The sequence below is a fragment of the Psychroserpens ponticola genome (genome assembly GCF_023556315.2).
Taxonomy (GTDB): Bacteria; Bacteroidota; Bacteroidia; order Flavobacteriales; family Flavobacteriaceae; genus Psychroserpens; species Psychroserpens ponticola.
The window spans coordinates 1,449,499-1,472,942 of sequence record NZ_CP116221.1; the positions used below are offsets into that span (position 1 = coordinate 1,449,499).

At 32.8% G+C, this 23,444-nt stretch carries 14 protein-coding genes; 5 read left to right on the top strand and 9 right to left on the bottom strand.

The window, feature by feature from the left end:
- Positions 1-12 precede the first annotated feature (12 nt).
- From MUN68_RS06440 to MUN68_RS06460, 5 genes are all read right to left on the bottom strand, one after another.
- Positions 13-8,232: a T9SS type B sorting domain-containing protein gene (locus tag MUN68_RS06440; RefSeq protein ID WP_249994108.1), complete on the bottom strand. Its 8,220-nt coding sequence runs from the start codon at positions 8,230-8,232 to the stop codon at positions 13-15.
- Positions 8,233-8,306: 74 nt separating this feature from the next.
- A complete protein-coding gene (locus MUN68_RS06445; protein ID WP_249994110.1) occupies positions 8,307-10,928 on the bottom strand; it encodes a PorP/SprF family type IX secretion system membrane protein in 2,622 nt (873 codons plus the stop codon).
- A gap of 1 nt (position 10,929) precedes the next feature.
- On the bottom strand, positions 10,930-12,393 hold the full coding sequence (locus MUN68_RS06450) for a T9SS type B sorting domain-containing protein (protein WP_249994112.1): 1,464 nt from the start codon (positions 12,391-12,393) through the stop codon (positions 10,930-10,932).
- Between the two features lie 51 nt (positions 12,394-12,444).
- Complete coding sequence (locus MUN68_RS06455) at positions 12,445-13,749, bottom strand: hypothetical protein (protein ID WP_249994115.1); 1,305 nt, start codon at positions 13,747-13,749, stop codon at positions 12,445-12,447.
- 275 nt (positions 13,750-14,024) lie between these two features.
- The gene (locus MUN68_RS06460) at positions 14,025-14,495 is read right to left on the bottom strand and encodes a hypothetical protein (protein WP_249994117.1); all 471 of its coding nucleotides are present in this window, start codon (positions 14,493-14,495) and stop codon (positions 14,025-14,027) included.
- Between the two features lie 437 nt (positions 14,496-14,932).
- On the opposite strand from MUN68_RS06460, the gene MUN68_RS06465 reads away from it, so the two are divergent.
- Positions 14,933-15,550: a peptidase associated/transthyretin-like domain-containing protein gene (locus tag MUN68_RS06465; RefSeq protein WP_249994119.1), complete on the top strand. Its 618-nt coding sequence runs from the start codon at positions 14,933-14,935 to the stop codon at positions 15,548-15,550.
- A gap of 2 nt (positions 15,551-15,552) precedes the next feature.
- Here the strand turns inward: MUN68_RS06465 and MUN68_RS06470 are convergent, their stop codons facing one another.
- Positions 15,553-16,461 carry a peptidoglycan DD-metalloendopeptidase family protein gene (locus MUN68_RS06470; RefSeq protein WP_249994121.1) on the bottom strand — a complete coding sequence of 303 codons (909 nt, stop codon included), beginning with the start codon at positions 16,459-16,461 and terminating at the stop codon, positions 15,553-15,555.
- A 166-nt stretch (positions 16,462-16,627) separates the two neighbouring features.
- On the opposite strand from MUN68_RS06470, the gene MUN68_RS06475 reads away from it, so the two are divergent.
- From MUN68_RS06475 to MUN68_RS06485, 3 genes are all read left to right on the top strand, one after another.
- The gene (locus MUN68_RS06475) at positions 16,628-18,658 is read left to right on the top strand and encodes a M13 family metallopeptidase (protein WP_249994122.1); all 2,031 of its coding nucleotides are present in this window, start codon (positions 16,628-16,630) and stop codon (positions 18,656-18,658) included.
- A 189-nt stretch (positions 18,659-18,847) separates the two neighbouring features.
- The gene (locus MUN68_RS06480) at positions 18,848-19,039 is read left to right on the top strand and encodes a cold-shock protein (RefSeq protein ID WP_249994123.1); all 192 of its coding nucleotides are present in this window, start codon (positions 18,848-18,850) and stop codon (positions 19,037-19,039) included.
- Positions 19,040-19,216: 177 nt separating this feature from the next.
- Positions 19,217-19,786 (top strand): hypothetical protein, encoded by a 570-nt coding sequence (locus MUN68_RS06485; protein WP_249994124.1) that lies wholly within the window; start codon positions 19,217-19,219, stop codon positions 19,784-19,786.
- A gap of 18 nt (positions 19,787-19,804) precedes the next feature.
- Here MUN68_RS06485 and MUN68_RS06490 read toward each other — a convergent pair whose 3' ends face one another.
- The 3 genes from MUN68_RS06490 to MUN68_RS06500 all read right to left on the bottom strand — a co-directional run bounded on the left by MUN68_RS06490 (position 19,805) and on the right by MUN68_RS06500 (position 21,842).
- Complete coding sequence (locus MUN68_RS06490; RefSeq protein WP_249994125.1) at positions 19,805-20,545, bottom strand: acyl-CoA desaturase; 741 nt, start codon at positions 20,543-20,545, stop codon at positions 19,805-19,807.
- A gap of 74 nt (positions 20,546-20,619) precedes the next feature.
- The gene (locus MUN68_RS06495; protein WP_249994126.1) at positions 20,620-21,189 is read right to left on the bottom strand and encodes a Crp/Fnr family transcriptional regulator; all 570 of its coding nucleotides are present in this window, start codon (positions 21,187-21,189) and stop codon (positions 20,620-20,622) included.
- 140 nt (positions 21,190-21,329) lie between these two features.
- Positions 21,330-21,842, bottom strand: coding sequence for a hypothetical protein (locus MUN68_RS06500; RefSeq protein ID WP_249994127.1), 513 nt, complete (start codon positions 21,840-21,842; stop codon positions 21,330-21,332).
- A 218-nt stretch (positions 21,843-22,060) separates the two neighbouring features.
- Between MUN68_RS06500 and MUN68_RS06505 the strand changes: the two genes are divergently transcribed.
- Positions 22,061-23,374 carry a DEAD/DEAH box helicase gene (locus MUN68_RS06505; RefSeq protein ID WP_249994128.1) on the top strand — a complete coding sequence of 438 codons (1,314 nt, stop codon included), beginning with the start codon at positions 22,061-22,063 and terminating at the stop codon, positions 23,372-23,374.
- Positions 23,375-23,444: the final 70 nt, after the last annotated feature.

The window sequence follows — 23,444 nt, forward strand, 5'->3', positions numbered from 1 at the left end:
CTTTAGGTAACATTACCTGTAAAGTGTAAAGTGTCCAACATACTGTTTATCTAAAATTGGACTGTTTGGGTTAACCACATACCAGTAATCACCTGTTGGTAATTCTGTTCCATTATATCTTCCATCCCAATACTCACCTACATTGTAAGTTGCAACTTTACGACCATATCTATCAAAAATATCGAATGTAAGATTTGGAAAATTTTCCACACATCCTGGAGACCAAGTATCAGAAGTTCCATCTCCATTTGGAGTGAAATAATTTGGGATGCAAGGACCTAAAACCGTAATATTAATATTAGCTATAGCTTCACAGCCAGCACTATCTACAACTCTTACAGTATAGCTGCCTTCTTCTGTCACGATATAAACATTAACATCTCCTTGATCTTGTCCATTAAGGTAGAATTGGTAAATACCAGTTCCACCAGTTGCATTTGCAATAATTTCACCAGGTTCTTCACCTGCATTTAACACAAGCGATAAAGGTTGATAAGATTCTATATTGAACAACTCTGTGGTAACAATGCAACCATTGGTGTGTCTCACATCTATATATTGATCAATTCCAGACGCAACATTTGTAAAGACATTACTTAATTGAAAAGAACCTCCATTTAACGAATAATCTAATTGAGAAAGGTCAGTTTCATTTTCATCAATTAAAACTGTAACTGTATTTGTAAGTGTGTTGTTTTCACATAAATATTCAATCTCCACGATTGGATTAATTATTACAGAATTAGGGAATGTAATATTCCATTCCGTTTCACAACCTTCAGCATCACGAACAAAAACAATATGATCTCCACCACCTAATCCATTAAAATCGAATGTCGTTTGATTTAAAGCTCCTGTTGTATATGTGCCATTATAGTCATCTAAACTTACACTGTATGGCAGAGTTCCTCCAGAAATATCGATACTAAATTCACCATTATTTTCGCCTTCACAGGTTTCCTGAAATAATGAATCTGGAACAATACTTAGAATTACTTGTTCTGGATTTGTAATTGTAAAATCGAAAGTAATATAACAACCTAATGCATCTTGAACTATAACATCATAAGTGCCAGCAGATAGGTTTTCAAAAATACTAGTTTCAAAAAATTGATTCAATTGTGGAGAAATAGCATATTGAATTGTACCTGTTCCACCTGTTGCATTTATCACTAAAACGCCATCATTATTTCCACTACAAGTAATGTTGTTTACTGTAAAATCAACTTCTAAAGGAGCTGTAGGCTCTGTTATTGTAATTGGTGACGATAGTGTTTCACAATCACCACTTTCTACAGTTACAATGTAAGTTCCAGCAATTAATTCTGTAAAGACTCCTGGACTATCTTGTGTTGCAGGAATAACGTTTCCTACTGCATCTTCTAAAGTATAGATGTAATTTCCTAATCCGCCTTGAGCTGTAGCTAAAACACTTCCTGTATTATCACCATTACAGTTAATTGTAGGATTTGTAGATTCTAAATTGATTATTAAGTCAAGAAGCGGTTCAATTGTTATTTCGTTAGAGACATTGGTAATACAACCATTTACATCTCTCACATAATATTGGTATGTTCCATCAGGAACAGTAAATGTTGTTGATGAATTAAATGTTCCTATTATACTTGAGAATGAGCTATCAGTACTATATTCATAAATTCCAGTTCCTCCTGAAGCACTTAATGTTAATGTTGATTCAGTTAAACAGGTTTGTGTTGTTGCTGTGACTAAATTTGCTTGAATTGGAGTAGGTTCAGTAATTACTATATCTGATGATGTCAATACACAACCAAGACTATCTGTAATTGAAATAGAATATGTTCCAGCACCTAAATCATTAAAGATGTTAGTTGTTTGTGGTCCAGAAGTACTAACTGTTGGTAAAATGGTGTTAAGCGTATAAAGGTATTCAGTACCTTGTCCACCTGTAATATTGGTTATTGTTATAGATGCATTTTGATCTCCAAAACACAATACTGTATTTGTACTTGGAGTAAATGTTGCATCAATCGGAGATGGTTCAATTAAAATCACATTTACAGAATCAATACAGCCTCCAGTATCTCTAACGTTTACTATGTAATTACCAGCTGATAAATCTGTAAATGTTCCATTAGATGAATAGGCAACTGTTGCATCTCCAGTTAATTCATATTCATAAGTTCCCCAACCACCAGTTGCAACTGCAGTAATGGTTCCTTGACTATTGTCACAAGTTACATTTGAAGTTTCTGTAGCTACTAGTGTTAATATTTCAGTAGGAGATGATATGATTACAGTAGAACTTACAATACAAAACGGACTTTCAGTTTCAGTAATTTCTACTGTGAAACTTCCAGCTGTCATACCAGTAACGGTTATTGGATTTGTTGAAGTATTTGCATTTGTAATTCCAGTTACAGAGGTGCCAGAGCTATCAAAAATTTCATAGTCATATGTTCCCGAATATCCATTGATATTCATTTCAAAAGCACCAGAATTATCTCCAAAACATGTTACAGAAGTTGGAGTTAAAGTAACAACTGGAGCAATAGCTTCAGCTAAAGATATTGTAATTTCTTCTGTACATAATGTTATAGCGTCAGTTAACGTTATTGTAAATAGTCCAGGAGGTACACCAGAAAATATGTTTCCAGTTAAGCTTATTGAAGTTGGATTCGGACTTATACTGTATGTATAAGAACCAGAGCCATTAGAGCCAGTTACAGTTATTTCACCATCATCGTTACTACACGTAGTTATTGAAGTGATTTCTGCAGATATTACGATAGGCGCAGGAATATCTATGGAAACTAAATTCCCACAACCATTTACATCTTGAATTTCAATAGTATGTGTTCCTGAAAATAAATTTGAAATTGTAAAAGGCGCAGTTTGTGTTTGAAAAGCACCACCATTTATACTGAAACTATATGGACTAACACCTACTGCGTCTAAGGTTACATCTATTTCAAAGTCACCTTCAGTTACAGTACAAAGATTATTAACAACTGCAGAAATTACTGGAGTTGAATCCATAGGTAAAACAATAACAGGACTGCTTTGAATACAACCATATGCATCTAAAACATGCACATAATAATTTCCTGAATCCAGATTAAATACACTAGCTGAAGCCCAAGCTGGATCTGTATCAAGTGGAGCAGTAGTTGTCGTTGTTATTTGGTATAAATAAGGCGCTGTACCATTTTGAGCAACGGCACTTATCACACCAGAATTAGCATTACAATTTGCATTTTGATCTATAGAGGTTGCTAATTCTAAAAGTATAGCAGATTCTGTAATATTGAATGGAATCGTGACCACACCACATCCAGAGTTTGGACCAGAAGTTTCTGTAATAGATACAAAATAATTTCCAAAAGGTAGAGGTCCTAAAGCGGTTTCAGTAAATGATCCGCCAGAAGGAACACTTCCAGATCCTGTGACACCTGTTGTGACAAGCGTTAATGAATCAAATATTTCGTAATCAACATTAACAGGAATTCCATAAACACTGTTAATTGTAAAAGATACATTGCCATCATCACTACCTGTACAGGTAATGTTATTGGAGCTTACAGCATTTAACGTTAAGGTTGAATTTGTTGGTATTGGTGTTGTTGCTGGTTCATAATAGGTACAATTTGTTGATGCATCATAAACGATAAACGTATATGTAACACCAGGAGTTAGACCAGTAAATGTAGCTGTTTCACTATTAAGGGCATCTTCAGGGATCCATGTTCCTGCTGGAGGTGGAGGTGGAATAAATCCTTGATAAATATCAAAATAAAATGGTCCAGAACTACTTAAAGAAGAACCAATACTTACTACAGCTTCACCACCAGAAAGGCAATCAACAGCTGCAGTAATAACAATGTCTAAATCAGTAGGAGGAGAAGCGACTAATACATCTTGAACTAGTATTGAACAACCATTAGCATCAACAATGTTAATTTCATATAACCCAAAATCTACAACATCAAAACTCACTGATGCAGATCCTGTATTGTTTAGCTCAGAATTAGAATATCCATTTGTACCTGTAACAAAATAGTTATAAGGAGATGTTCCTCCAGTTACAGAATTTATAATTACAGATCCTTGAGAAATGCCTCCAGCAGCACATGAGATGTCAATCGTAGTATAATCTAATATAATAGCATCAGGTTCATTAATTGTAATTGTTTCGGTTGCAGTACAAGATTTTGCATCTGTTATGGTTATGGTATAATCACCAGCAGGTAATCCTGAAGTTTGTGTACCATAATCCGTACTTGTAGTATCATTGTTAATATTGATGACAAAAGGAGGTGTTCCAACTGAAGTATCAATAGTAATATCAATTGCGCCATTTGTATCTCCATTACATAATATGTCTTGTGTTTGTACAACTAAACTTATTGCTGGAGGTGAAATAGGTTCTACCGTAATTAGTGTTGATTCTGCTGTACATCCATTTGCGTCTGTAATTTCAAATTGATAAGTTCCAGCTGTAGCAGTAGCATAATTAAATGTTACATTAGTAGCTCCTAATGAAGTATATGTACTACTATTAATTGAAACCGCATACGTATATGGCGAAGGTCCAGAAATTGTTCCTGTAATTATAGCATCTGGTGAAGTAGTACAATTTAAATCTTCAGTTAATATCGCATTTACTGTTGAAGTAGGTAATGGATCTATTGTATACGATTCACTATAAGTACAATCGTTTTCATCGTTAACTTGGAATGTGAAAGTTCCAGCTTCTAAGCCTGAAAACACATTAGAGGTTTGATATGGAGTTGCGTAAGCCGTTGGAGCAATGATTTGATATTCTAAAACTCCTGTACCTCCTGTTGTACTCGTAATGGTAACTGTCGTTGTATTTGTAGGACAAGTTATAGGAGAATTGTCAAAATCTAAATCTGTAGGAGGATTTAATGTGTCTATTGTAATATCATTAGTTACAGAAGTACAAGAATTGGCATCTTGTATCGTTATAGTATAAGTGCCAACTGTTAAATTTGTAAAAGTATTACTTGCTTGAAAGTTCACACCATCAATACTGTAAGTATAAGGTGCATCACCACCAATAATATCAGTAACAGTAATAGTTCCGTTTGAATTACAAGTATAATCTACTGTAAGTTCTGCTGTTCCAGAAATGGCATCGGCAGCTGCAATTGTAACCGTTTGAGGAATTGTATCACAGGTTGTTGAACCAGTTGAATATTGAATTACAACATCATAATCACCTTCTTCAAGTCCAGTAAATGTATTTGAATTAAAGAAAGTCACTCCTGCATCAATACTATATTCTATATTAAATCCATTTGTTGTTGTAACATTGATTGTTATGACACCTGAATTAACAGCTGAAGCACAAGCAATGTCTGTTGGTGTAATACTGAAAACAGGTTCAGGAATAGCATCAACTGTGATTGATGTGTTAGCACTACAGTTATTAGCATCTATAACGACAATATCATATATTCCAGGTGTAGTAACTGTTATTTGAGGAACCGTTTGAAAATCTGTTGCACCATTTATAAAATAGAAATATGGAGCTGTTCCGCCTTCAGGATATATTGTGATTTCACCTTCTGAACATGTTAATGGAATTGTAATTGCAGCAGTAACCGTTAATAATTGAGGCTCAATAATTGTAATATCTTCAGAGTAAGTGCAACCATTTTCAGTTTCTATTGTTGCTGTATAGGTTCCTGGATTTAAATTTTCAAAAATGTATGTGTTTTCTAAAATTGGACCAACACTATTAACTAAGGTTGCACCTTGGTACAATGCATAAGAATATTGTGGATCCACATCATTAGCTGCCAATTGGATACTTCCTAAATCACCATTGCATAATGGTTGCAATATTGTTGTTGAGACTGTGAAATCGCGATCTCTAATTAGTACATCTAGTACAGTAAATACACATGGATTGGTTGGAACACCAATTTGTCTTACATAAACAGTATAGTTTCCAGCGGTATTAACTGAAAACACATTACTTGCTTGAAAGTTAGTATTATCTAAACTGTACTCATATCCTGAAGGAACATCATAAACTGTAATGCTTCCAGGAGTAGTGCAAATAATATCAGTTGCTATTACTGAAGGTTCAAGTAAATTTTGATATACATTAAAGTAAAATTGTACAAAACAACCACCTTCATAGTTGATAGTTAATCTGAATTGACCTGCAGAATTAGCTAAAAAATCTGGACCAGTTCCAACTTCATCCCAAGTACAAGAGTTATTTTCATTGGCACAATCTGGATTTGAAACAGCACCACAACTAGTTTCATCTAATTGCTCCCAAATTATAGATTCTACACCAGAAATGTTTGTTTCAATAGATCTAGAATCGTTTGCGCCACATAAAAAGATATTAGGCAATAATTTCCCGTCATTAGGGCAAGTTACTACTTCATCTGCATAAGGTATAACAGGGTTTTCTGTCGTTGAACCAAAAAGCTGTACTTCAAATACTTGTTCAATTGATTGACAAGGAGCAATAGCTGTATTAAATGAATAATAGTTGCCTGTGCTTGTAACTGTAATTGTTTGCGTTGTTCCTATAACTGGAGTGCCAGTAGGACTAGTCGACCAAGAATATGAATCGTAACCATTAGCTGCAGTTAAATCAACACTATCTCCACATAACACGATGTCTTCAATAAATTCACAGTCTAAATCAGTCAAAAAATTAGTGGCTTGAGGTGATAATAAGCAACCTGTATTACTACTTAAACTTGGATCATCAGTAATTTGAAAAGTAGGATTGTAAAATCCATTGTATGTAGCAAATGCTTGATTATTAATAATATTCGAACAAGCATCAGCAAGTTGATTACAGTTATCCACAACTTGTGCTTCAATTCGAATTTCATAAACAGGATCGTTTTCTTCAACTAATGAATTGTCGATATCGAAAATAATTTCCCTAGATGTAGGATTATAACTAGCTACAGTTACTCCAGGTGGAAGTATCAAGTCACTAGGATAATCAAAAATAATATTTATAGGAAGAATATCTCTTATTTGAAAGTTGGTAGCATTGTCATTTCCTGTGTTATGAAAACCTATAACATAATTTAATGACGATCCAAGAGTTACAGTTTGTCCACCAATATCATTTCCTGCATCATCTTCTACAATTTTGGTAAGGACAATATTAGGTTCTATAATTTCAACAGCAAAAGCAAAGAAATATGGAAAATATGTATCACCACTAGTTTCTAGTCGAATGGTTCCTGAGGTAGCATCATTAGCAATTACTGAGTTTCCAGGATTTGGAATTGCGATAACACCAGTATCAAATCCTAAGGTGTTTGTACTATTTGGAACTCTGTTATTTACTGGAAGTGCACTCAATTGTGTCACCGAACTATTAAAAAAGTTTGAAGCTGGTCGATCTGCAGTCGATAAACTAATACCATTTAGGCGTAATCGATCTCCTAATATTGGACTATCTCCTTCTAAAGTTGCGAAAGCAAAATTTGCTCTTACTGGAGCAGGAGCAGGAACAGTTCTAAAACCATCCACAGGTATATCTAAATTTGGATTGCCACCAGCAACGCTAATAGCACTAAAGCCATCAAAACTTGTAATTGATTTTCCAGGCAATGTCGGATCTTCATATACTACAAAAAGTGACCATCCAGCAGATTGACCAGTACCATTATATGGATTAAAATTAGATGTTTCACCTTCTTCAGACGAAACATTTGCAACTGTATATGTTCCTAAATCGGCACCTGAGCCAAAACTTGTAACTATATTGGTTACATCTGCGAAACAAGCATAAGAAAAACTATCTCCACCATCTACAGATGTTCCGTTAGCATCATAAATAATTGTTCCTTGAATGTCGTTATAACCACCACTTGGTCCTTGAAATTTTATATCAGTAATTGGTGCAGTTCCTGGGTTTACTGCGCCCCAATATAAACCAGCATATATTATTCGGTAACAATTCGGATTTGGAATTTCTAAATCAGCACTAGAAGAACTAAATGTTGAAGCATCTCCATCAATATCAATATATCTCATATCGACTTGATGATTATATACTGAGTTGTTATTGAACGCATTATTATCTGGTCCAAGAATATTGTTGCCAATGAGAACAATATCACCTTTTAAATCCTGATTGAATCTAGGTGTAAAAGGTTCATAATTCTGTGCATGTAATTGAAGGCCAAAACATAATAGCATAACGATTATGGCGATTCTAGAAAATGTAGGTCTTTTCATGATACTTAATTTTTTTTAATCCTATTTCTAACAAGGGCAGTGTTAAAAAGAGAATTGGGCCTTAATAATTCTTTTTAATTTTCAATTTTCACGAGGGACATTTTTGTATTATATGGTCTGTTTCCTTTAGTGTTCATTGCTCTATTAGCTTCTTCAATACTATTAAATTTGTCATAATAGATGTAATATTCACTTGTGTTAACATCATAGAAGAAGTCAACATTTGTTCTTCCAGATGCAACTACTTTCGTTACAAAGTCATCTCTTTTCTTTTTATCTGTGTGAACTGCTATTATTAAGTAGTAGCCATTTTCAACATTTTTTACATTCTTAAGAATTTGAATATTACTACTCTGTTCTTCTCCAAAATCAAAATCTTCTTCTTTTAGTATTGTACTACTTAAAACTGTTGTTTGTTTAATGTTTTGTAATGCTGATCTATCTTGTATATAACGCTCATCTTCATTATCAAATGCTGCACGTTTAATTCTTCGTCTTCTCTCAAATTCTGTAGCGACCTTAATGTTTTCAAGTCTTACTTCTAATTGTGACTTAATTGCTATTGTTTCAGTTTGTTCTGTTTTTAGTCGTTTTAAAGTTTTTCTGTAGTGTAAATACACTTCATCGTTGTATAGGGTATCAGTTTCAAAGTTGTCATCATATAATTCTTGTAAATCATCAATCTGTTTATTTCTAGTTTCAATGATTTTATCTAAATTAGATTTGATTGTGTTTAATGCATTATTTTCTGCAGTAATACTCTTAAACGGCTTAGGTTGAACAGCAATACCTTGCTCACCTAAATCATTTTCTTCTTTTAAATCTTTAAGATCTTTGTCTTTAATTCCAACAATGTCATCAAATTGCTTTAATAAGTCATTTTGGGATTTTTTTGCATCTTCAGTTTGCTGTGTTATCGATAACAACGATTTACCAAGTTCATCTTTTGGATTTGTAATTAATGCGTCCTTAGCTTCCTGTTGCGCTTTTTGTTCTGCTAGTAATTTCGCTTGAGCATCAGCTTCTTGTTGCGCTTTTTGTTCTGCAAGTAATTTCGCTTGAGCATCAGCTTCTTGTTGCGCTTTTTGTTCTGCAAGTAATTTCGCTTGAGCATCAGCTTCTTGTTGCGCTTTTTGTTCTGCTAGTAATTTCGCTTGAGCATCAGCTTCCTGTTGCGCTTTTTGTTCTGCAAGTAATTTCGCTTGAGCATTAGCTTCCTGTTGTGCTTTTTGTTCTGCTAGTAATTTCGCTTGAGCATCAGCTTCTTGTTGTGCTTTTTGTTCTGCAAGTAATTTCGCTTGAGCATCAGCTTCTTGTTGCGCTTTTTGTTCAGCTAGTAATTTCGCTTGCGCATCAGCTTCTTGTTGCGCTTTTTGTTCTGCAAGTAATTTCGCTTGCGCATCAGCTTCTTGTTGTGCTTTTTGTTCTGCAAGTAATTTCGCTTGCGCATCAGCTTCTTGTTGTGCTTTTTGTTCTGCTAGTAATTTCGCTTGAGCATCAGCTTCTTGTTGCGCTTTTTGTTCTGCTAGTAATTTCGCTTGAGCATCAGCTTCTTGTTGCGCTTTTTGTTCTGCAAGTAATTTCGCTTGCGCATCAGCTTCTTGTTGTGCTTTTTGTTCTGCAAGTAATTTCGCTTGCGCATCAGCTTCTTGCTGCACTTTTTTCTCAGCAGCTAATTTTCGGTTTGCCTGTGCTTTTTCTTTCGTTTTTTTTGAAACTACTGGTTTTCTTTTTTTCTTCGAAATTAATCCAGCAACTTCATCACCACTACTATAGTCGTAGTTATCTCTATTTTTAAATCTATAGGCAAGTGTAATGTCATGAGAAGGACCAAAGTCAGTTAAATCTCCAATAGCTTTTTCAAAATTGTATTCAATAGCAATTTGAGGAGTGATGTTTATACCAGCTCCACCAGAAACTCCAAAGACAGTATTATAACCAACTTGAGCCCATATTCCTTTTGGAACGGTAAGCATTGCTTGAGCAGAAATTATAGTTTCATCTGTTTTTAATTCAGATTTTAAAAGACCAGAAAATTTAGCTTCATCAAAGAAACCTCTACTGTTTACATAGCCTGTATACATTACATGAGCTTGAATCCCTTGTTCTGGATTGTCTTGTAATAATTCTGATGAATTAAAATTATAAACAGCTAAATTGTTAATTGAAAGTCCGATATCTATAAAAGCCAAGCCATAATTTATTCCTGGATTAATAGTAAGCAAAAAGTTTTCTGGAATATTTTGTAGTGAAGGGTCATCAACATTTGTGACTATATTTCCTGAATTGACACCACTTTTATAAGCACCAATATTTAGTCCGAAAGTAAGATTGCTTTCTCTTGCTAATCTTACATTATAAGCAAAGTTAGCAGTGCCACCAAAAGTTGTTAGAATGCCATAGTTTTGTTGAAAAAGTCCAAGTCCAGCACCAATATTTTCACCAAATCGTCCTGAATAACTCGCTAAATACGTGTTAGGAGCATCATCAAATTGAACCCATTCTTTCTTATTATAAAGACTAATGTATTTGTGTTGTTCTCTTACGAAGCTAAACGTAGGATTGATTACAAAGCGATTAAAAGTTAAAGAATTTCTTACTGGTAGGCTAAGTGAGACCACTCCATCATCTTCTTGAGAATAGAACATCTGTATAGAACAGATACATAATACTAAAACCAAAAGATGTGTTTTCATATTATCTTACTACTGTTATTGAGCCTTTTTTAGTTTCATTGCCTGATGTGGTGATCACATAGTAAAACACTTGGTTTATGTTAGTCAGATTTAATTCATTTTCTGGCCAGTTATTGAGATAGTTATCGGTTTGCAAAACGATTTTCCCTCTATTGGTCATTATTAATACGTTAGTGTCAGTTCCGTTGACATATTTTGTTGGAATAATCCAAGTGTCATTAGATCCATCTCCATTAGGACTTACAACATTTGGTATCTTTTCTACATCTGGAAAAGGGTCAAAAGCTTCGTTAACTTCGAATGTGAATTCTTTAGAAGCAATACAACCCGAAGTTTCACTTACAATTACTTTATAGCTACCAAATTCAGTTACTTCAAAATTATCTACAGTCGCATCAGAAATTATAGTGTCATTTAAATACCATTTAAATTCTGGAGAATTAGCTGTTGTTATTAAGTATACTGAAAGGCTTTCATCTTCTTCAATAATGTTGTCTTCTGTGACATTAATTGTAGCATCAAATAATTCGCTTACTAGTTCAATTGCGCCAGTAGCAGAACAATTTCCTAAATCCACTTGAACAGCATAGGTTCCAGATTCATTAGTTTCATACATTTGGTTTGTTGCTTCAGGAATTACGGCTCCATTTTTAAACCATTGGTAACTATTTCCTGTTAAGGTTGTTAAAGTGGTATAACCAGAACCAGGACAGAATGGGTTTCCTAAGCTAGATACAATTTCTGCATTAGCATTGCCTGAAGATACTTCAGTAACTGTAACGCGATTTGAAAAAGAATTAGACGTACAAGTTCCATAATTTGTTTCAACAAAATAAGTGCCTTCTTCATTGACTGATAATGTAGTACCTTCAGTAACAAAAATAGATGTTGTTGGACCAGTTTCTTTGTACCAATTATATGTTAGCGACGGATAATTAAGAGGAGAATCATTTGAGCCTGAACCAGGATTATCTATAGTTAAAAGATAATTTCCACCAGAACAATACGCTGCAGTTTCTACTAGATTATTTATAGTAAATGGTGCATCTTGAATTTTATAATAGGCAGCAAAAGCCATTGAGTTTGAACTTGTAGCTGCTGGAGCACTACTTTTAATTCTTATTTTAAAATTTTCACCAGATGTTGTTTCTGGTAAAGAGAAATTTAATGTTGCAGGCGAAGTTGTAACACTTCCAGGATTTGATGTATAAAGTAGAGTTGGGTTTGAAAAATCACCATCAGCATCAGACATTTCTATCGTAAACTGATTAGATGCGTTTAATGAGCTTGTCGGAGAAAACACAAAAGTTGTACTATATGAATTAAATGATTCACTTGCACATGCTTGACTAAAGCCTAAGTTAGGCGTTCCTATAACTATTTGCGCATTTAATTGTTCTTGGGTAAAAAGGACAAAAAAGCATAATGCAATATATAGTTTATATGCAATTTTAGTAGTGTACATTTTAGGGCTGTAATTTTCTATTCAATAAGCTTTTTGTGAATTATATGATTATTAGTCATTATCATCATTCGCGGCAAAGATTCTATTAATTCTTAATCTGAAATCTGGACGTTTTGAATTTTTTAAATCAATAAATGTTTCAGAATCTGGACCTTTAGAGTATACATTATTAAACGCTCTATTTCCATACCAGTTTTCTAAATCCTCATTATTCGTTTTATATTTAATATAGATGTTACCTTTACAATTATTGAAATAAGTTCTTGTAAATCCGATTTTTTCTAAGCTTTCACTGTTTATTTTAATCTTGTTATCTAAGATTACTGCAGGATTGAAACCTGAAATCACACTGTTATCAATTGTAAATGATGTATCTTCTCCAATGTAGATGGCTTCGTTAACTAAGCCAATTTTTATATCGTAATCAAGATCATCACTAATATTTACCAATGTTAAGTTTTCAGCTTGAACACTAGTTTGGTTTTTAGAAAAATCAATATCTTCTTTTTTATCATATGCTATTGTATTGATGCATCTTGACACTTCTGAACCAGAAGCATAAGGAGATCTAATTGCTAAAGAGTTTGAAATATTACATTGTGCACCATAATTGAATTCGTAATCATTGATATTAGATTTGTATGATACTAACTTCTCTAAGTTAACATCTCCTCCCAAAATATTAAATGAATTCCCTTCACAATAACTTATCATGATGTTTTCTATAATTGTTTGTTGCCCAACACCAGCTAAGGTTAAACCATTAAAATAACCATATTGTTTTGTTCTTTTTCCAGCGAATTCAATTCTTACATACTTTAAGATTCCTGAATAACTATCTGTGTTATTACCACCATAGCTTATATGTTTTGCTGAAGCAGATTGTAACCCGAAATTTAAAGTATCTTCATTTCCAAATTTATTAGTTGGTGCGTCGCCAAGTATAAAAAGTCCGCCCCAATCACCAGGTTTTTTAAGACTTCTTCCAGATGTAAATACAATTGGGTCTGTAGGTGTGCCATTAGCAATTATTTTAGATCCATTGCTTATTGTAAGAGAGCCTTTAGTCTCAAAATCACCAATAATGACTGTACCAGGTTCTATAGTTAATGTTGTGCTATCAGTTACAAACACATCACCTAAAAGCAAATAGGTATCTGCTTTATATAATTTTGTGTCTCTGGTAATATTTCCACTAAGGATTTGAGTAGGTGTACCATGATCAACTTTGTTTGGTTTAAACTCAGTCCAAGGGTTTAGCCAATTATCATAGCCAATTATTCCTTTTTCTTGCTGAGCAAAAACATTGCTATACACTAATAAGAACAAAAGTGTAATTTGAGTAATTTTTTTCATAGTGGTTAAATTCATTTAGTTTAGATAAGTGGGCACTTAAATATATGTCCAAACATATGATTAATACTTATGAAATGCAAATAATATCGACGAAATGCAGTATTTTGATATTTTAAAAGGAATTTTCTTACAATATTATATTATTTGTGAGTTTGTAATTCATTATTTGTAAGCGATCTTAAATTTTGTAGTTTACAAATAGGAAATAGATTGCATAAAAAAACCTCAACATATTCGTTGAGGTTAAATTTTAAACTAATTTAATACTAGTATACTTAGTCAGTTTTATAATCATTATAAGTATGTAATGATTTTAGAGTTTCTTCATAAAAAAGAATTGCTGCAATAAGATCTCTCGTATCAGAATACGGTAAAATTGTTTTCTGAAATTCAATAGTACTATCAAAGTAACTAACTGAAGCGTCAACATTGTTCTCCAATGCTTTTTTATTTTCCTTAGTGTCAGGAATGCCTAAATCTGACATCGTAATACCAGGCTTGGTAGCAAAAGCAATATTTGGTAGTATATTTACAATAACTTTTATACGTTCAGTATATAAGCCAAGTAGTTCTCCTTTTGACATTCGGTCTAATTCATCATGGTTATGGTATTTTGAAATGTTAACCTTGCCAGTAATGATATTCATTGATGTATTCTTTTTCTTAGATGCCGCTTTTTTTTGAGCGAAACCAATACCTGTAATCAGGAAAAAAGTTAGGATTAATAAAGTAGATTTTGTTCTCATTTTTTGAGTTTTTAGTTAATCTGGGTGAAGCAAATTTATACATTTTATTAAAAAAAACAACTTAATTCTAATATTTTTTGAATATTTTTCAACATATGAAATGCATATTTCTTAGATAAAGTGCGTTTTTACTAGATTAAAAGCATTTTTTTACGATGAAATACTTTTGGGCGTTTTACATCTTTTAAATAGAAGTTTTTTGACTTTTTTTCAAATTGCTTAGATGTTTTGCACGAATTTTTTAATAAAAATAAGATTGTGATTTACACTTTTTAGGTCTTTAAATGATGTATGTAAATCATGAAACCACATGTATTTAATCGTTAGAATTTACATAACGCTTCGTTTTGTCGTACTATTTATACGCTAATTCGATTTTATTAAGTATTTGGATATAAATCATTGAAATTTGATGTAACCCAAAATGCTTATTCACAATGAAATACCTATTCTCTTTTTTTTGCATTGCTTTTTTTAGTAGTACTATCTATTCAATTAGTGCTCAAAACTCTATTGATAATTCTCAAGATTTTTTAAATAGAAGTCCTATATATGATTATTCAGAACTTCAATTGAATAATACAGATACGATTCCTGGTTTTGATTCAAAATTAAATAAGCTTAAAATCACAGGAACTATATATAAAAGTGATGGTATTACTCCAGCGAAAGATGTTATTCTATATATAGATCAAGCTGATGAAAATGGTGATTTCGATTTAAGATATACAAATGAGAAACGTTATGTGCACAATAGAGGTTGGATAAAGACTGATATTGATGGAACTTATACTTTTTACACGTATATTCCTGGTAATGATAGACGTTACAATCAAATGCAACAACTATTCCCAATAGTAAAAGAACCTTCTAAAGATGCGTATGAGATTGCGTCATTTCTATTTGATGACGATCCGTTTTTAACAAAAATGTGTCGTAAAAGAATGGCTAAAAAAGGAGATCCTTCAAGAATTTTGAAGCTTAAAAATGTAGATGGAATAAAGGTTGTTCAGAAGAATATTGTCCTTAGTTCAGATTTAGATAATACAAAATAACACTATTTTTCAATTACCAATTTCTGACCAGGTTTAATCACAGAATTTTTGCTAATTGCATTTGTTTTACAAATTGCTGCTATGGTAACGTTGTTTCTTTTAGAGATGCGTGATAGAGTATCACCACGTTTCACGACATAAATTTTCTTTTGCTTTTTTAAGCTAGTGATGGCTTCCTCTTCAGACAATAATGGAGTTATTTTACTCTGTCGTTTTGAGTTGTGTACATAAGGACGTGTCCATTGTTGAGTAATCCAAATTTCATTTGCTCTTATAGAATTTGTTTCATTAAATTCAAATAAATATTCAGGATTTATAGAAATACCCTTATAGTTTATAACAAGATGCAGATGACTTCCTCTTGCATTTCCAGACACGCCACCTTTACCAATATATTGTCCTTTTTTTATAGAATCATTTTCTTTAGCACCATACTTAGATAAATGTGCGTACACAGTTTCTAAACCATTATAATGTCTAATAACTACAGTTTTTCCATGACCTCTAGAGTATCTAGACATTCGTACTATACCATCAAACATAGCAAACAAGCTATCACCTGTAATTAAATCGATATCGATGCCCTTATGAGCTCGACCTCTTCGCCAACCATAGCGAGAAGTGATTACTTTGTTCTTACCTATTGGTGAAGCGTAAGTAGAATCCTTAAACTCCAATTGTAATGGAAACATTACTAATTCATTTTTAAATGGATTGTATACAGTGTGATTCCAATACTCAGCCTTAATATCGATTGGTGTAATGGTGTCAGATTTAATAGTTATATCTGTAGAGTCTGCTTTTTTTATAACCTCAAAATCTAAGCGATCTACAATATTTAGATCAGGATTTTTTTGGCTGTAAACACTTAAAACTATTGCAGTTAGAAGATACTTAAAAAGTGATTTCATAAACTAAAAATAAAAAACGCTAATTTTTTCGAATGCCGAATATAAAAAATTAAAACGAAACTTTTTGTTAATGCATTATGAATTGTGATTATAAATGAAGCATGAAATGAAAATTATACCTATGGATTATAAAACCATATCTTTGATAAATAAAATATTAAATATCATGAAAAATCTTCTCTATTTCACATTCTTATTACTTGTATTAGTCTCATGTAAAAGCGATAAAACTACTGAAAATATTGAAACAACTCAAGGCATAAAACCTATTGTAATAGATGGTATTGACCCGTCAATAAAACCTGGTGATGATTTTTTTAATCATGTTAACAAATCTTGGTTTGATAAAGCAGTTATAGCAGATGACCAAGTTGGAGTTGGAGCCTATCGTTTTTTAAATATTCCTCAGCAGGAATTATTGAAAAATATTTTAGATGACGTTTCAAAAGTAGAACATTCTAAAGGTAGTATAGAACAAAAGGTTGGCGATTTTTACGCCTCAGGAATGGATACTATTAGCATCAATAAACGCGGAATGACTCCAATTCAGCCTATTTTAGATAGAATTGATGCAATTGGTGACATAGCTTCAATGACTGAATTTGTTGCAACACAACTTAAATCTGGAGATTACTCAATAATTAGTCCATACATTTCTCCTGATCAGGAAGACAGTTCTATAAATATTTTACACTTTTCTCAAACTGGCTTAGGCTTGCCAGATCGCGATTATTATTTTGTGGAAGATCCTTCAGTACAACAAATTCAAAAAGCTTATAAAACCTATTTGGCTAGCATTTTTGAATTGGTAGGAGATGAGAATTCGAAAGCGCAAGCTGAGATTGTATATAATATTGAAAAACAGCTGGCTAAATCACACAAAACACGAGTACAACGTAGAATAATAAAAGAGAATTATCATAAAATGGCAGTTTCACAATTGCAAGAAAATCACTCTAATATTGATTGGATGTCAATGCTAAATACACTAGATGTGAAAGTAGATTCTGTTGATGTAGCGCAACCTGACTATTATAATACATTAAACTCGATGTTAACCACAGTGTCATTAGAGGATTGGAAATTGTTTTTAAAAGCAAATTCAATAGGTTCTCATGATAATATTTTGAGTAAACCATTTCAAGATGCTTCTTTTGAATATTCAAAAGTTCTATCTGGTCAATCTGAACAACAGCCTCGTGCAAAGCAAATTGTGCATCGTGTTGATGGGCAAATTGGGTTTGCCTTAGGACAATTATATGTGAAACGTTATTTTAATGAAGATGCTAAAAAACGTGCTTTAGATTTGGTCAATAATTTTCAGAAAGTATTAGAAAAACGCATAGATAATTTGGACTGGATGAGTGATAGTACTAAAGTTAAAGCTAAAGACAAACTATATGCTATCAACAAAAAAATAGGCTATCCAGATGTATGGCGAACTTATGATGTAATTATTGATAGAGGCCAGTTTTTTGAAAACGTAGTAGCCTTACGTAAAGATGCTTATAAATATGAACTTAAACAATTAAATAAAGCTCCAAATTTAGACGAATGGCACACAACACCATCTACAGTGACCGCTTATTATAATCCGTCATTGAATGAAATTGTGTTTCCTGCAGGTATTTTACAAGCACCATATTTTGATTTGTATGCAGATGATGCTTTAAATTATGGTGGTATCGGAATGGTAATTGGACATGAGTTTACTCACGCTTTTGACGATCAAGGAGCGCAGTATGATAAAAACGGAAATGTCACTAATTGGTGGACAGAAGAAGATTATACAAAGTTTAAAGCTAAGACTGAGCAAATCGTTGAGCAGTATAATACTTTTACAGTATTAGATAGTGTGCATTTGAAAGGCGCACTTACTGTAGGAGAAAATACAGCTGATAATGGTGGAATTGCAATTGCTTATGACGCATTTAAAATGACTAAGCAAGGACAAGACTCTACTAAAATTGAAGGATATTCGCCCAACCAACGTTTCTTTCTATCAGTCGCAAATATTTGGCGCGTAAAAGTTCGTGATGAATATCTACGTAATTATGTGGCTACTGATCCGCATTCACCACCAATATGGAGAGTTAATGGACCATTAATGAATTTTACTCCATTTTATGAAGCCTTTAATGTAAAAGAAGGCGAAGCAAATTATAGAACAGAAGAAGATCGAATCAAGATTTGGTAGTTCTTAAGAACATTAAGAGTTAAACTTTAATCATTAAAAGTGTCAGCATGATTAATATGTTACTGTACAGTTGATTGTAGAGATGCTATTTTATATTATTATAATAATAAATGGATTAATATGTTGTAAATCAAAAAAATGGCACCATATTTGTAATTCAATAAGTATTATAAATTAAATTACATTACAATGAGTAAAGGAACAGTAAAATTTTTCAACGATGCCAAAGGATTTGGTTTCATCACTGAAGAAGGACAAGAAAAAGATCACTTTGTACACATCTCTGGATTGATTGACGAAATTCGCGAAGGCGACCAAGTTGAATTCGATCTTCAAGAAGGAAACAAAGGATTAAACGCAGTAAACGTAAAAGTTATCTAATACATATACTACAAGTTTTATAAAGCCCATCAAATTATTTTGATGGGCTTTTTTTGTATAAACATATCCAGGTTAATCTTGGTTTGTAATGATATCTTTTATTTGATAAGTTAGATTTTTAGGTCTTAGGCAAGCATTATTTATTTTATATTTGGTTTAACTTCTAAATTCAAACTTATGTTATTGAAACGTGTTTTACTTTTAATTGCCTTACTTTCAGCATTGCAAAGTATAGGTCAAGATAATGAACGCTCACTTTCGTTTTGGAATACTTTAAAATCTCATTGTGGTAAGGCTTATTCAGGAATACTTGAAATTCCGAAAGAGGATGAAGCTTTTGGAGGAAAAACTTTAGTAATGCATGTCAAATCTTGCAGTGAGAATACCATAAGAATACCTTTTTATGTTGGAGAAGATAAGTCGCGAACATGGATTTTAACGATGGCTGATGGCATTATTTCTTTAAAGCACGACCATCGTCATGAAGATGGAACAATGGATGATGTTAACTTTTATGGCGGAACTGCAACCAATGAAGGAAAGGCAGATGTTCAGTTTTTTCCTGCAGATGTGCATACACAAACTCTTATACCTGATGCTGCAACTAACGTTTGGTGGATTACCATAGACGAAACAAGTTTTACTTATAATTTACGTCGTTTAGGAACAGACCGAGTTTTTAAAGTGGTTATGGATCTTACAAAACCTATTGAAACTCCAGATGAACCTTGGGGTTGGAAGGATTAAATTTTCTAGATGTAAAACTCAATCTTTAAGTCTTATTGGTTTTAAATGAATAAAACCTAAAGCATCCAATAGTCTGATAATTAAATAGGTGATGTCTATTTCATACCATTTTACACCAAAATTTGCTCTACTTGCATGTTTGTGATGATTGTTATGATAGCCTTCTCCCATCATTAAAAAGTCAAAACGAAATAGATTTTTGCTGGTGTTTTTCATTTGGTAATTGACATAGCCATAAATATGACCAAACCAATTGATAATTACACCATGAATAGGTGCCATTAAAAATGTTATTGGTAATAATAACCAATGCCACCAAGCGGTTGCAAAGTAAACGAATACTAAAATGTAAATTGAAATCCACAGCAATCGTGAAAAGCGAGAACTTGCGAACTTGTCAAAACCTTTCCATTGTGGAACATTTTTAGTAAAACGATCGTCAACGGTTATTCGTTGTTTATTTATATCTTGATAAATGGTTTTTGTTTTCCACATCATTGCAAATAAATTAGCATCATGTGATGGTGAATGTGGATCTTTTTCAGTGTCTGTATACGCGTGATGCATGCGATGCATAATTCCGTAACCATATGCGCTTAAGTAACTTGAACCTTGAAAAATCCATGTAAGAACAAAAGTAATTCGTTCCATAACTTTTGACATTGTAAATACTTGGTGTGCAGCATAACGATGCAAAAAGAACGACTGGAAAAATAAGCTTCCATACCAGAGCACTAAAACGAAAATAACAATCAACATATCTTTTTTTTACAAAGATAATTTGATGTTATGAGTGATACAATGAACCCAAATCAATTAATTAATGGCTTTTATTATAAACGTTTTCTAATTCGGCTTAAAGCTTGAGCTGTTACACCAATATAAGAACTGATGTATTTAAGCGGAATGACTTTTAATAGCTCTGGACGTTCTTTAAATAGTTTGAGATAACGTTCTTCAGCAGTAAGGTTTAGCAAGTTTTGCTCTCGTTTGGATTTTATTAAAAAGAGACGTTCAGCAGTTAATCTACCTACAAGATTTCCTATTTGCGTGGTTTTATAAACGTCTTGTAAATCGGCATATGTCATGCTAAGAATAGTTGTTTCTGTTAACGCTTGTAATTGATATGCAGAAGGTTTTTGCGTTAAAAAAGAGTCGTATGCACTAACAAATTGGTTTTTAAAACTAAATCCAAAGGTGATTTCTTTTTCTGGATTTTCCTTTGGAATAAATAAGCGAACCACACCAGATTCGATAAAAGAAATATGATTTTCAATGGCATTCAATTTTAAAAACACTGTTTTCTTAGGAATGACACGACGTTGTAATTTAGACGTAAAAAACTCCCAATCTGAAGTTGATATCGTAGCAATTTGGTCTAAGTAGTCTTTTATCTGTTGCAAATGGAGTATACTTATGTGTTGAGTTTACAAAGATAAGGATTCGGAAAACCATTTAAAGGGAATAGTACCAATTTATTAGTGAGTCTTCCCTTTTAATGGTAATGAAAAATGAATTTTTTGTCAAGCTATAATGACAACTATTAGTCTTGGTTTGGCTCGCAATAGGAGTAAGGAGGTATGTCAAATGTTCCTTGTACATTGATGGCTCCAGGTGCATTATCTTGCCTTCTGTAATTTATATTTATAGTGCCTATATAATTTGTAACGCAAGTGTCTGCTGTTGCTATTTCAGATAATGTTATGCTACCATCTACAGAAAGGTAAATTCCATTTCCCATAATGCTCACAGATGAGACGCTAGTGTTATTAATATTATATGGCATAATCTCATAATTGCCTATCTCAATAGGTGGTGGAAGGACAAAATATAGGTTGTTATTTGGGTCATCACTTGAAGTAAATTTTAGACCTAAATCACCACCTAAAATATTATCTCTATTAAACACAAAAGATTTATCTGTAAGGCCATCTCCATTGACAATTAATGTATAGTGACCACTTTTGGGTTTATCATCGTTGTCATAATTACTGTCGTCTGAAGAGCAACTAAAGATGAATAAACTAAGGCTAAGCAAGCAGAAAAAATGTTTCATTATGTAAATATTTTTGTTGGTTTATATATTAACATCGAAGGTAATCTGTTTTGTCATCAGTCTTTTATTTGTAATATATCTATGAATTAAAACCTAGCGATTTACTGGTAGTTGTTTTTTCTATTTTTCAAATACAGTATCGTTACCTTTGCCAAATTATGCTTCGATTTTAGAATTAATATTGAAGATAAAATTATTAATAATACTTAGAATCTAATATGGCAAATAACATCAAAGCGCAACAAGATATCCTTGAAAAACTAAATATATATGCTCTAAACCCAATGCAAGAGCAAGCGTTGGCTGTGATTGAAGAGACTACGAATACTATACTTTTGTCGCCAACTGGAACAGGTAAGACTTTGGCTTTTTTACTGCCATTATTAAGGTGTTTAGATCCTGAATGTACAGAAGTTCAAGCAGTAATTATCGTACCTTCTCGAGAATTGGCTATTCAGATTGAAACGGTTATTAGAAATATGGGTTCTGGTTATAAAGCCAATGCCATTTATGGAGGTAGAGCCATTTCAAAAGATAAAATTGAACTCAAACATACACCAGCAATTTTAATAGGAACACCAGGACGATTGGCAGATCATTTAGAACAAGGTCGTTTTACAACAAAGTTCGTCAAGACATTAGTGATTGATGAGTTTGATGTCTCTATTGAAGTTGGTGCAGGAGGTGAGCTAAAAAGTATCATGGGTTACTTACCACATATCTCGAAACGCATCTTAACTTCTGCAACTCAAGGCACAGAAATCCCAAGTTATTTGAAAATGGCCAAGGCAGAAATTTTAAATTTTTTAAAAAACAGACCTAGTTCTCAATTGATGGTGAAAACGGTTTTGTCTCCATCCAAAAACAAACATAATACGGTTATAGATTTATTAAATCATGTAGGAAATGATCCTGGTATTATTTTCTGTAATCAGAAAGAGCGTATTGAAGACCTGAGTCGTTTTTTAGAGAAGAAAGGCATTGCGCATACTTGTTTTTATGCTGGTATGGAACAGCGTGATAGAGAGCGTGCTTTGATTAAATTGCGAAATGGAAGTGTTTCAATTCTTATAGCGAGTGACTTAGCATCTAGAGGAATTGATATTCCTGAAATGAAATACATTATACATTATGAAATTCCTTCTGGAATTCAAGAATATACGCATAGAAATGGTAGAACTGCCAGAGTAAATTCTAAAGGAACGGCTTACTTAATTAAAGGTGCACAAGAGGTTTTTCCTGACTTTGTAGGTCAGCCGAAAGTACAAATGCTTTCTAAAAATGAAACACGTAAGCCAGAATTTTGGACGACCTTATTTATTTCTGGTGGCCGAAAGGATAAAATTTCAAAGGGTGATATTGCAGGTCTGTTTTTTAAACAAGGCGGAATTAATAAAGATCAGTTAGGTGTTATTGAATTGAAACAAGACTGTGCTTTTGTAGGAGTTCCTGTGAGTATTGCTAGTACTTTGGTTGATAAATTGAATAATACACGTTTGAAGAAGAAGAAGGTTCGTGTAACTGTTTTATAGTTAGGAGAACTTTTTGTTGTATTCTTTTGTAATTCATTTAATTATTACATGTATTTTTGCAGCCTCAAAA